This window comes from Pirellulaceae bacterium (assembly GCA_029243025.1).
GTDB lineage: Bacteria > Planctomycetota > Planctomycetia > Pirellulales > Pirellulaceae.
Genome location: JAQWSU010000042.1, coordinates 19,643 through 32,089, shown reverse-complemented (window position 1 = coordinate 32,089; position 12,447 = coordinate 19,643). Strand labels below are relative to the sequence as shown.

The following is a 12,447-nucleotide window of genomic DNA, read 5'->3' as shown; positions in this document are numbered from 1 at the left end:
TTGAGCGGAATCGATTGAACCGCTTCAGGCCGTATCGACCGATACACGTGAGGCGTTCGATTCGTCTTTTCTCGGCCGCCTCACTCGCTGCATCAAACGCTTAGCGACGATGGGAAATAACCCCAACAAGCAAAAGGCGACCAATAAGTTCGGACTCACAAGTCGCCCTGGAGTTTTAATGGATTGCGGAAAGGCACGCACCAACAGCATCCGGTTGATTCGAGTTAATTGTTTCTCCCTGTCCCGATCGCTGCCATCTTTCTCGCGGTCGCTTCCCTCAAAAAGGGCCGCCCAGCCGGGCTGAAGAGCAAAATCCGGTTTTGCAATCGCGGAGTTGAGCACAACCACCAACCGCTCTTGTTGTTGGAGAGTAAGGGGCTTCTGCGCTCGAACCAATTCATCCAACCAACTTAGTTGAGCAGGCGAGAAAGAACGGCGAAGTGGTTGGCCGGCCGGATCGCTGGAAGTTGCCCTCACGCGTTGAATGAACGATTCTGGATCGATCAAATCCGCCGCTCGCAACTGAGATGGATCGGCAAGTTGTTCCAAACGGGGAATCGATGCACCCGCATAAACATAAACACAAGTGCCCGCCAACATGCCAACTTGGCTCACCCACCAAAACGTTCGCGCGCGTAAATTCGTCAAACCCATTACCGCATTAATGACGAAAAACGGAACAGCCGGAATCAGGCGGAGCGTAAACAGATAAAACGCTCCCTCCCGATCCAAAGCCTCATTAAAGGACTTCAAACGATCGCCAAACCGATGCTGAATCGCGTCCCGAAATAAGTACCGACTCAACAGAAAAGCCAGGGTGGCTCCCATCGTAGAAGCGAAACTGACAAGCACCAGCGCAGGAACAAAGCCAAAAAACCAGGCATAGACCAGCGTTAAAACGGTCGCACCCGGAAGCGACAATCCCGTGACGGTCACATAGAGTGCGAAGGCAAGCACATACACGAACCAGGGATAGGCTTGCCGAAATTCTCGCAGTGCCTGCTCCTGTTGCGCGACATAATCGAGCGACAAGCGTTCTCGCAACAAGAACAAAGCTGCCAACATCGCGAGCACCACACCCACGAGTACCAATAACTTGATCGGAATTCGTCCTCGACCTGCTTTTGCTTGCATCATTCTTCCTTATCGCCCAGCTCCGCTGCTGAGTTTACCCGTTTCCAAGCTCTGAGGGGAAACGGCTGCCAACGAAAAGAAGAAGAAGGCGAGAGATTTCTGCGGATCAACCCACTGTGAACCGCAGATCACGAGGGTAGGTCAGGGTCCGGGGTTTCTGTCTCGGGCGGCTTACGGCTCCGCAGCAAAATCTGCACGACCAGCAATCCAATGATGGTGATCGCACGCGCCGTTGGCTCAGGAACCGGCGTCACAGCGACATTTCTGATTTTCGGTCCCAGAATCCCAAAGTCGTCAGCCGTCGCGTCGACGGATGGCTCACCATTTCCCAGTTCCAACTCGACGCCAAAGACCTCCGTGGGTGCCACCGGACCACTGAAATCCGAAAATGCCACAAACACAAACTCTGTTTCGTATCCATTGGTCACCGGCACTGTCGATTGAGCCTCGGAATACTCCTCCTCCTTGTTGCCGAGTAAACGTAGCGTGAACAGGTCGTCGCCGCCAGCCGGGTCGATTCCGATTTGGAGCATCAAACCCGTCTGCTTACCGGCTTCTGTCAAGTCGATGGGAGAAAGAATCCCAACCTCCTCATCGTCGGACACGTATTCATAACTGACTCGAGCTTCACCCGTCACCCCAGCCCCTGTCGAATAGACCATCTTGGCCGCCAATCCAAACGGATTAACCATCACCCGAGTGTTTCCGACTCCCCCCTGCATGCTCACCGTGAACTGCCGCGTACCACTCCAAGGCGAGTCGGGGGGATTGTGAGGGCCAGAAAACGTCACCTCAGGATCCAGGTTGTTTCCATCCAAATCCGGCCCCGAAGCAAAATCGTCAATCAACACATTAGGCTCGGCAGGTCGGATCAGCGACGTCACATTTCCTAGATAAGCGGGTGTGGGCGACTGCTGCACAAAGTAACCCGCATCAGGAAGATCAGGAAAGGCGTACTCTCCCATCGCCCCAGTAATCACAGGTTCACCGATCGGAGTATCGACCTTGGGGTCGAAAACACCATCCCCATCGTCACGATACAACTGCAAAGAAAGTCCAGGGATCGCCTCCCCAGGCTCAATATGGCCATCCATGTTGATGTCGTCATAATAAGTCCCATAGATGCCAGGCGAAAAGGGAGAAGCACAAACGCTGGCCCCCAAACATAAGGAGAAAAGCGTTGCTATTAACCGCCTGACCACACGAATCATTTGCTGCGCCTGTCAATTAATTTGTGAGCTTTGCATCATCGAATCAACCGACGGCCAAGAAGATTCTCTCGACCGCCCGGTCCCGCTAGACCGCCAACGGAATATGACGATTGTAACGATTTTTTCGAACAGGACGATTGTAAGGATTTTTTTTAGAACCGTACGTTTTGCTTTGATCGCCGCCGACTTCGAAAAGATTCACAGCGGTTTTTTCATGATCCACTTCCCAAGCCGGAATCGACTTGTCTTGATAGGGGTCTCTGAAACCTAGCTTGCGACTAAAGCCAAGCGAGAACCAAAGAAGAAAGATCGCTGTTGTGACATTTTCTGGCGAGAATTTGCCGTTTTTCCGCCCCAACGTGAGGCGACTGTTTGGCTGGCTCGGCGGCTCTCTACGAGTTACCCTGACACTCCCCACTTGGGAGCGCAACTCGCGGCCCATATCAGCTCGTAATCGACGCTTCACCCAACCAGCTAATCAATTCACGACTTCTCGCTTCGAATTACGACGGGAGAGCATGGCGGCAGCCGATGAATTAACGCCCCCCCTTCGAGGCATTGAGACCGTACCGTGAACACCCCCAAAAGAACCATAGTGCGTTCAGGCCCTGCCGTTCGGCCCATCGCTTCGACCGATGGCCCTTGAACCGATTAGCAACCTCCGACTTCTAGCATGAGGGATTCAGCGCTTCATGGAAGCCGAGTTTGAATTTCCCGATACGGGGACAGCGTTTCGGGCTAGAGCTTGGATCGGCAGACGGGAGAGCCCGATCATGAACTCACCCGCGAGGCTCAACATCTGATCGATCCTGTTGTTTCGATCCTCGAATGTTGTCTTGCCTCAATTTTGATCATCATCTTCGTCGTTTGCTGCGGGTTCGCCTTTTCGAGCGGCTTCAATTTCGGCCTGCAACTGTTGCACTCGACTCGGATCAAGAAACTTCCCCAACAGGGCTCGCGTATCGGCAAACAGTTTATCGATCTTTTGTTGGACTTGAGAATCGACGGCCGTCAATCCTTGCTTCCGCTGTTGGACGCGGCTGGCAAAATCTTCCTGGGTATCGAGGCCACGTAACTGATCCAATAATTCTTCCGCTTCATCAAACTCACCGCGATCAATCTTGGCACGGATTCGATTACTCAACACCTCCCGACGTGCGACCAGGTCGACCAAGCTCTCTTGGATACCTAGCAAAAAACCTTCGGCTTCCAAGCGGCGATCATCGTTTCGCAACGGCGCGGTGAGCAGCGACTGATAGCCCGGAATGACAGGCAATTTACCCAGCAACTGATTGCCACTCTTGACATATAGCATCCGGATCAGATTTTCCTCGTCCGGAAAGACTTCCAACTCACCGCGCCAGTTGGTTCGTCCCACGAAATCCGAAGTCTTTGAATCCGGTTGCCGAGCAAACACATCATAGCCGGCCAGCGGCTGGTCTTGGTTTCGTCGATCGTGAAGTCTTAGTATGGTCGATTCATGTTCCGGTCGAATCAATAAAGCGAGCTGTTCGACTCGAGAACTACGTCGCGCATTAAAAGGTTGTCGATAGCCGGAAAAAGTTTTGCAGGTCAGTACACCGCCTGTTTGATCCTCAACCAGCAGCACGGTCCACTGGATTGGCTTCGTGCCTCCCGGCTCGACCTTTCCATTACGGTTGGTGCGACGAATGATCGGCTGCAACACGTCGCCTGGTTTGATTTCCGTGGGTGTCTGCCAGTGTCGCACCGAAGATTTGGGACGTTGTAGTGCGCCGGCCTTGACCAGCGCCGTCACCTGATCATCTTTGACACGTTGAATCCGTACCAAAGGCACGAACACATCGCACATCAACGCAAAGGCCTCCTGCGTGATCGTCGACCAGCGATCGGTCTGACGTTGTTGCCAGGGACTCCAAACACGGGTGCGGATATCCAGTTCACAGACGTCCAGTTGATAGCCATTTCCAGCGACTGAGACAGTGAACACAAACAGTTTGTCAAACGCCTCCAATCCGGTTTCGACACCCAGTAAATCGTCTGCTGCAGGCTGCTTGAGCGACAAGAAGGTTTCGCGATAGGCGTCTGGCACGGGCGACGATTCAACTTTCCAGACCGATCTCAGCGCCGCACCTGCTTCGCGTTGGACTGCCGCAGAGAGTTCTGCCACAGCTTTTTGCGGAATCAACGGCTGAGGCTGAATCACGAACCACGTTTGGATCCGGTAGGGCGTCAGCTCCCAAATCGATTGCGCGCGCAACGGAGCCGTCAGACCCGTGAGAACCACCAGGACAACAGCGATTTGCGCGGCAACTTTTCGCAACGACTTGAAACGGGCAGGGCTCATGTTCATTGTTCCGCGCTGAGCCTCCATGCTTCGATGCCCTGATAAGTGCCAATCGGTTGTTCCAACAGTCCGTCGACCAATTTCCGACGTGCCAAACGATCGCCAAGCTGCCAGAGTGGGATCACTGACATGTCGTCGGAACAGACCTGGTGGATCGCACGCAAACGGCTGCCGGCTTCACGCCAACTGTCCACCTGGTCCAGTTGTCGCAACGCCAAATTCAAGTGCGGGCTCGCGCAACGGGCAAACCCATCCGAGGCCAACAAGCGACGAGCATCTACCAAAGGCTCACCCATCACATAATCGACATAGAGAAAGTCCCAATCGTCGTCGTCAGGCCGACTGACGCCAGGTTCCAACACTCGCAATCGACAGGATATCTTCAGGATGCTCAGATCGGCGACGATTTCATTGCAGGCGATTCTGGCGATTTCGTTCGGTGGGTGAACCAAGACGAGCTCGTTGAGTACGGGCTTCTCCTTTTTCGCCTTTGCAGCGGATGCGTCCAGACCGATCTGCGCCAATTGGACGAGTGTTCGAGCATGGCGGGGATCATAAGGCAACGGCTCGATGCGAGCGTCATAGGCATATGCGAGAGGATCATCGTTTCCAATCCCACTTGGAAAGGGGCCGCTGACGAGTTGACACCCGGACAGTTCGAACCCTCCAAGCAGATCCCGATCGAGAATTTTCTGACGATCAATCGCATAGGCAATCGCTCTGCGAAAGATCCGATTTCCCGCATGAGGGCGATCTTGATTGGGAGCCAAGATATGCATGGACGGGATGCGATACGGTTGCACGACGATCGATTTGTCACGACTTAGCTGAGTCACATCAGCGGGAAAAACTCGCGCCACCAGGTCCACTTCCCCCTGACGCAAGGCCTGTACGGCCTGCTGCGGATTATCGAACTGCCGCTCGACAATCTCGCGAGGCTGCAAGGAACCGGCCAGCACGTAGCGTTCGTTCGACAAGAAATTGACCGTTGGGGTATCATGACCAGAATCATTCAACGCATAGGGTTGCCAAGCCTGTCTGAGTGATTCCACTTCTCCGCTGATGTCGGCCGTGTCCAACAATGCCTGTACGCGTAGCACCGGCCGTCGCAACTCGACCTGCAAATCGTCCACGTTCTTTAAATTCAATTCCGCCAACACCATCGACCAAGATGGATCGTAAACGGCTGTCGCCGGATCGGCCATTTGCAGCAACCGACGAGCCACGACCATCCCAATAAAAGAGGCCGTCGAGTCACCCTCCGACATCAACTGAACTGCGAACGAACGTCCGTCGTCGGGTACTTCGGCTTTGCCCACCGGGCAGTTGTATTCGGCGCCGTCGGGCCCCACCGTCACCAATTCAAATAAACGGCGATACTGCAAGCGAGTCGCCCGTCGAGTCGCCCAATTAAACATGGGGCTGACGTCCGAGACAGCGTAGCGTTGGCTCACTGCCACGGAGAGCAACGGATACTTCTCCGAAGTCTCCACAACCATTTGGCGCACACCTGGCGTTTCTGGCCAGATCTGAAATGCCTTCCGACTGCTCATGTAAGCGGAGCGTAGATCACCATCATCCAGCTGCTGTTTAGCTGTCCGCAAAAATTTGGCAGCGACCGCTTGCAACTGTTGTTTCCATTCAGAGATACTCGAGCCAAGTGCGTTACCGTATTGCTCTTCCGCAAGAGTGACAATGCGACGCGCGTCTCGATAGTCTCCTGCTTTCATCCGAAGTGTAAACAGCGATTTACTGACGCGAGTCAGCGCAGTGGTCAATCCGCGTCGACTGGGGTTGCGCTGGTAAATTTCGTTCAGCAGTAGAATCGCTCGATCAAATCGCCGTTCGCGGTACAGCGCCGACGCTTCGGCAAATAGCAATTGGTCAACCGAGGTTTCCAAACCGCGGGTTTTGGGATACTTATTTTGCAGGAAGCCCAGCTGTTCGAAAGCATCGTCAAAGCGTCCCGCCTTGGTGAGCTGGCGGGCTTCCAGGAGCACCCGATCTTCAAACAGCTCAATTTTCTCGACGCCACGCCAAGCCAGATCAAATTCTTCATCTGGATTATTCAACATCCGAATTCGCAGAGTGGCGTTGGGATTGGGATTTGTCGGAATCCGTCGGCCCGGCAAAGCAAGCGGAAATATTTTCAGCACTCGGCCCTGGTTTTGAGCATTCAGGGTCACCACATCAAACGGTTCCTGCTCAAACAGCTTCGCTTCCTGAGCGGCGAGGTGACCCGTAAAAATCGTCATCAGCAGCATCGCGATCAAACGGCGCAACCCGACACGGCAGGTTGCCAGCAACCCTCGCGACTCGCAATTAACCACTAAGGCAAAAACCAATTTCACGCTATTCACTCAGAAGATTGATCACTGGGTAAAGTCACAATGTGGACGGTTCCATCACCACCACAGACGAGCAACCGACTGCCCGAAAATTGCACGGGGCCAGTCCCCAAAGGCTCGCCCACATCAAGCCGGACTATTTCTTTTCCGGTTTGGCCATCGACTCTCCAGATTTGGCCACTCACCGCTGCAAAGACAAAATCGCCATCGATAACCAACGGCTCTCCTGCCAAGGGTCCAAAAGGCAGATCCGTCCGCCATGCCGGTTCGGGGTCACCGGTTAATTTGATCAATTCATTGGCATCCGATGCGACCAAAACGCCGTCTCCCAACCGCGTGGGCCCCCAAGTCACTCGCCCAGTAAGTTTCCACTCTTGCACAGGTGTCAGATCCACCGTTTTGAAACTGGCAACCGCGTCGGCTCGGGCAGCTCGGGTCGCGGCGAATACCGTATCTGCAAGGACCGCGAGTCGTCCAATCATTTTCTTTTCGACTTTCGCTTGCGCGGTAGCCGTGACTTGCGATTTCTGCCCAACCTTCACACTGAGTTGATACATTCGTCCTTCCACATCAGCCATCATCGCCTGCAGACCATCTTCCGTGATCGCGGCAGGCAGCCAATCAACTTTTTGCTCCGCTTGCAGGGGTGGCAAATAGGGGTGCACCAGTGGTTTACCCGTTTTTACATCAAGCAGATAAATCGGACCCGCTGCCGTACTGACCAACAAACCTTCCTCAAACGGAATCGGGAGAACAGCTGGCGTCTCATTCTGCAGTTCAAGCGTGACCACATCGAGCGTTTGGCTGCTCTTGGAGGGATCAAACAGGACCATCTGTTCTGAAGGCGGCGAGCCGAAAAAGGCCACCTGATTGTTGCCAACTCCCACGGACTGATGAAGCGCCGAGATACGATTGTCAATGACTTCACTCGTCGGCTTATCAACAACCCCAGCTCGAATTGCCGCCGCATTGACGGCAAACAGATCGCCATTCCCTGTTACCACATCAATCTCTTGAGCTTTCCTATTCACAAAGGGCTCGCCTGCCGGCGGCACTCCGATATCGGTGTCCCAGATCGTCTCTCCGTCTCGTGAACCACCATCTCGTTCGTCTATCCGAATCGCAGAGACCGTCGCCCCCATTCGGTTCGCTCGCTTACGCACAATGAACAGCACATCCCCGAATCGCTGCAAGGGGGCCAAAAAAGAATCGCCCTTATTGTTAATCCATTTTCGCACCAACTGGCCACGAGACGTTTGCAATTCGTACTTAGATAATTGGCTGTCGCCGACCCATAGCCGTCCATTTCCGAGCAAAGGATAACCGATCGTACCTGGGCGGACCGAACTAGAGACCTTGGCGATTTCCCGAACCGGCTCGGTGGTATTGGCCGGATCCAATTCCAACACGTGAATTTCACCTCGATCGGTTGCGACCAGGACGCGTCGCCCAAAGGGAACGATCGGAACCACAATCTGTCCTTGAAAGCGAAACGGCTTGGCCAACGGCTTGAGCGAACCGGTTTCTGCATCAGGGGTCAAAATGTGAACCAAGCTAAATTCCGGGGCAGGATTTTCAGCAATCACAACCTGTTCTTGGATCACGATGGGCGGAACCTGAATCGCCCCTTCGGCATGCCCCAGGTAATAAACGTTTTCGCAATTCCAATTTTTGGCGTCCATCAGATAGACGCTTGAGTGAGAGCCAATCTGTGCAATCATATTTTGCTCAGCGTCGTAACCCGGTCCCGTCGCCAACCCGGTTTCAAAATTCGCGCCACCGAGCATTTCACCCGTTTCCGGATTCAACTCGACTAACTTGCCGGTCACGTCGTCACCAAAGCCGACAAACAGGCGGCCACCGACCAGCACCGGTGCGGCCAGCTTTCCCACACAAGGCAATCGCCAGACGAGATTTCCGGAATCGGCCTTAAGCCGCAGCAATTCGCTTCGTGCCGAATCGACCACCAGCACATCCGCGCCAACGTTTGAACTGACGGGCAAAGGCGTGTGGGGATTATCCAATCCGACATACCGTCGCCATAAAACGTCCCCCGTGTCAGCCTTGAGTCCGTAAACGGCGCCTTGCACTCGCGCGAAAACAATTCGATTCGTGACTCCCTCGGCCGTTCCACCACGGCGACTTGCCAAGGTGACCTGATATTGCGAGAGCGGCTGGTGGTCCTCGGCAACAACCGTAGGCGCATCGGTAATGACAGCCACCGATTCACGTTCTTTTTCGGTCACATCTCCAATCGCATCGATCAAACGAGTATCGCTTTCAAGACCAGGATACTTGGTCAACAAAGTCTTTCGTAACGCATAAGCTTGGCCAATCTGACCCTGATTGGCAGCTGCCTGAATGTCTGCAATCGTTTGAATCAATTCATTATCCTGATCGATTCGATGCTTGACCGCGGCGAGCTTGTCTTGAATTTGTTCAATACGTTGCTGTTGCCCTTGGCGCACCGAGGTAGGAAGAAAAGCCGCGTTGTTAACATCTTCGAAAGCGGTGTTGGCCAAGTCGAGATACTTTTTCGCGCTCGCCACATCGCCAGCACTCAGTGCTTGCTCGGCAAAGCCGTCCATGATGTCAGGAAGAATCGTCGCGAGCTCCGGACGGGCCTCAGAAAACGCCTCTTCATTTTGGATTTTTGCCAATTCGGTCCGTGATGTCTGCAGGGCATTATCCCAACGTTTGCGGTCGACATCCGCCCAAATCTTAGCTAAGCCGATGCGCACCTTTGCCAGACTGACCTTTGAATGATCGGGGTAATCGGCGAGGAATTTCTCAAACTTGCCAATCGATTGCCCGTAGGACGCCTGCCGGTAGTCATCGTAGGCGAGCGCAAAGGCATCATCTCCCGTACCTCGCGTCAAATAGAACCAGAGTCCCACGGCAGCAAACAGCAACAACAACAGGGCTCCGCCACCGCCTAGAATCAACGGCGAGTCCCATCGATTACTTTGAAACTTGCGACGTGGACCGCCCTTTGCCAGACCCAGCATCGCAGCCACGCCCGATTTCTTCTTTCCAACGGTCACCGTAATCGGCTCGTCGTCACCTCCCTCACCGGACAACAAATCGTCCATCGGAGGCGGATCGGCCGCGCTCGTTTCGTCCAACGTCTCATCGTAGACCTCGGCGTAATCATCCGAATCTCCCACGGTCGCGGGCTCATCATCATCTTCCGGCAAGGGGACCAGGTCGTCATCGCTGGCAACCGGTTCGTCGACCTCGATTAACTCGGGCTCCGGTTCTTCAGGCTCATCAGGACGCAACTCAAGCTCTTCACTCAAATCGATTTCGGCGTGTCGTTGTTCCAGCTGCTTGAGCAGTTGTTTGGCGAGTGCTTCGGTGAGGAGTTGCTTTTTGACTAACAGCGTCGCAAGCGTCTGCGCTGTAATTTCTTTGGACGAACTCTGAATCTGACTACGCAGCTTTTCAATGCTGCGTTCAGAAATCAGCTCCTTCTCCGCTAACAGATCGATCAGTTCCAGTGCGCTCATCTCATTCCATATCCCTGCACTCGGGCGAGTACTCTTAAATCGGCTGTTTGGTTAGGCATCATCGTCGACGGTTCTCAGTTTGACTTCTTCCATGCCGATTTCGGTGCCAGCATCCATGGCCATCACGACTTTTCCGTGCGTGGCTTCTCCATGGGCCACGACGATCAAAGTATTCGGAGGAATTCCCCCTCCATCCCCGTCTTTTGCCTCACGAAGCTTTCGAAGTAATTCTTGCTCACTGGGAGCCTCTTGTTCTTCGTCCCAGTTTGGCGCCGAAACATGAAAGGTGTTGTATTCATCGATCCGAACGGTGATCACACCATCTTCATCTTCAGTCTCGCGATACTGAGAACTGGGTGCATCCTCATCGGGCGTCGGCACCTTAAATGATTTTTGCATGGTAAAGGCGGCGGTGACCATGAAAAAAATCAGCAACAAAAACGTGACATCCACCATCGGTGTCATGTCGAGTTCCGCATCGCGATCATCGTTGGTTTTTCGAAATCCGATGGCCGCTTCGTCTGCGTACAGATCTTGATCGGCACCGCGACGTTGCGATTCAAACGGAACCGTGAGCTCGCTATTGCATTCGGGACACTCGATTGAGCGTTCTTCGTCCGCCGTCGCGGACGCCAATCGGGCTTGGCAAACCGGGCAGAGAAAATGGATCAAACCGTCAGTCATTGCACCTCCAGCACGGCAACAAACAAGTCACCACTGCCGGCCTTCGCAACAGCCGTAGAAACACGAGCCACATCCCTGTGTTTAACCCCTTTTTCAGCCTTGATCAGTACACTACTTTTCCCTTCCGAAATCTGTTCCTCAATGTAATCCACGATGGCGGCTTCCTGAGCGTCGAGATCATTTGCCGGAATCAATCGATCAGCAGCTTTGCCATCGCCTTGATAAACTTCCGCGTGCTCACCTTCGCTTTCCGCCAAGGTGAGGATCACTGAACTCTTAATGGCAACGGCCGTGCCATGCCTCGCCGGCGGCAACTCAACCGGTGTATCTTCATCCAAACGAGCCGCGACCAAAAAGAAAATGAGCAACAGAAAAGTGATATCGATCATCGGCGTAATGTCCATCTCGGCATCATCCAACTTCCGACGCCGAATCACCGGTTGGTCGTCGAGCGGCTCAACTAGATGCTCAACCTTTTGCTCCGTGGCAGCCATCACTTATCTCTCCAAATACCCTAGCTCTTAGAAGCGGCCATGGAATCACGTAATGTATCGAGAACCTGTGCGAGGCCCGAACCGACAAGATCTTCCATTTTACGAATGCGAATGTTGATCGAAGCGGTCACCAAAACCAGCGGAATCGCAATCGCCAAGCCACTCGCCGTGGTGATGAGGGCGACGCTGATATCTGAAGCCAACACGTCAGGACTAACGTTCGCAGCGCCGGCCAACTTCCCAAACGCCCCCATCATACCGACAACGGTTCCAAACAGCCCGACCATCGGTGCACTCTTAATCACCGTATTCACCCAACTAAGCCGTTGTTCGAGATCAGAGAGCACGTCTCGCTGAAAGCGGTCCATCACCAAATGCTTAACTTTTGCATAGCCGAGATCGCGATGATTGATCGCGATTAATGCAAGTTGGGAAACGGCTCGCGGATCACCATCACACACTTCTGCAGCGGTTTTGAAGTCACCTTTCGCCAACGGCGTTTCAACTTCGGCGAGAAATTTGGCCTGATCATCTTCGCTTCGAAACCTTTGCCGAGCGACACGCATCCAAACCATAATGACACAGAACGCGCCCCAAATGGCAATCGCGCCCAACATCATATAAATGAATGTGGCCACATAATCGGTCAATCCACTAATATCCAAAGCGGCAAGTGGAAAGCAACGCGAGTCCAACATAAGTCCAACCATCAGTTCACCGTGTACCCAGTATTTCGAGATG

At 53.7% G+C, this 12,447-nt stretch carries 8 protein-coding genes; all 8 read right to left on the bottom strand.

What is annotated here, in order from left to right; genetic code table 11:
- Window positions 1-24 precede the first annotated feature (24 nt).
- Window positions 25-1,137 (bottom strand): TVP38/TMEM64 family protein, encoded by a 1,113-nt coding sequence (locus tag P8N76_18150; GenBank protein ID MDG2383600.1) that lies wholly within the window; start codon window positions 1,135-1,137, stop codon window positions 25-27.
- A gap of 125 nt (window positions 1,138-1,262) precedes the next feature.
- Window positions 1,263-2,345 carry a hypothetical protein gene (locus tag P8N76_18145; GenBank protein MDG2383599.1) on the bottom strand — a complete coding sequence of 361 codons (1,083 nt, stop codon included), beginning with the start codon at window positions 2,343-2,345 and terminating at the stop codon, window positions 1,263-1,265.
- An 841-nt stretch (window positions 2,346-3,186) separates the two neighbouring features.
- The gene (locus tag P8N76_18140) at window positions 3,187-4,671 is read right to left on the bottom strand and encodes a hypothetical protein (GenBank protein ID MDG2383598.1); all 1,485 of its coding nucleotides are present in this window, start codon (window positions 4,669-4,671) and stop codon (window positions 3,187-3,189) included.
- A 2-nt stretch (window positions 4,672-4,673) separates the two neighbouring features.
- Entirely contained in the window at window positions 4,674-7,022 is a 2,349-nt protein-coding gene (locus P8N76_18135; protein ID MDG2383597.1) for an ABC transporter substrate-binding protein, read from the bottom strand.
- Between the two features lie 5 nt (window positions 7,023-7,027).
- Window positions 7,028-10,528 carry a PQQ-binding-like beta-propeller repeat protein gene (locus P8N76_18130; GenBank protein MDG2383596.1) on the bottom strand — a complete coding sequence of 1,167 codons (3,501 nt, stop codon included), beginning with the start codon at window positions 10,526-10,528 and terminating at the stop codon, window positions 7,028-7,030.
- 51 nt (window positions 10,529-10,579) lie between these two features.
- Window positions 10,580-11,212 carry a biopolymer transporter ExbD gene (locus tag P8N76_18125; GenBank protein MDG2383595.1) on the bottom strand — a complete coding sequence of 211 codons (633 nt, stop codon included), beginning with the start codon at window positions 11,210-11,212 and terminating at the stop codon, window positions 10,580-10,582.
- Window positions 11,209-11,706, bottom strand: a complete 498-nt coding sequence (locus P8N76_18120; GenBank protein ID MDG2383594.1) for a biopolymer transporter ExbD — start codon at window positions 11,704-11,706, stop codon at window positions 11,209-11,211. The genes P8N76_18125 and P8N76_18120 overlap by 4 nt, the downstream gene beginning before the upstream one ends.
- 20 nt (window positions 11,707-11,726) lie before the next feature.
- A complete protein-coding gene (locus tag P8N76_18115; protein ID MDG2383593.1) occupies window positions 11,727-12,416 on the bottom strand; it encodes a MotA/TolQ/ExbB proton channel family protein in 690 nt (229 codons plus the stop codon).
- Window positions 12,417-12,447 lie beyond the last annotated feature (31 nt).

Coding starts and splice junctions, on each gene's coding strand:
- P8N76_18120 (MDG2383594.1), bottom strand. CDS start 11,706: ATGGCTGCCACGGAGCAAAAGGTTGAGCATCTAGTTGAGCCGCTCGAC.
- P8N76_18145 (MDG2383599.1), bottom strand. CDS start 2,345: ATGATTCGTGTGGTCAGGCGGTTAATAGCAACGCTTTTCTCCTTATGT.
- P8N76_18150 (MDG2383600.1), bottom strand. CDS start 1,137: ATGATGCAAGCAAAAGCAGGTCGAGGACGAATTCCGATCAAGTTATTG.
- P8N76_18130 (MDG2383596.1), bottom strand. CDS start 10,528: ATGAGCGCACTGGAACTGATCGATCTGTTAGCGGAGAAGGAGCTGATT.
- P8N76_18115 (MDG2383593.1), bottom strand. CDS start 12,416: ATGGTTGGACTTATGTTGGACTCGCGTTGCTTTCCACTTGCCGCTTTG.
- P8N76_18140 (MDG2383598.1), bottom strand. CDS start 4,671: ATGAGCCCTGCCCGTTTCAAGTCGTTGCGAAAAGTTGCCGCGCAAATC.
- P8N76_18125 (MDG2383595.1), bottom strand. CDS start 11,212: ATGACTGACGGTTTGATCCATTTTCTCTGCCCGGTTTGCCAAGCCCGA.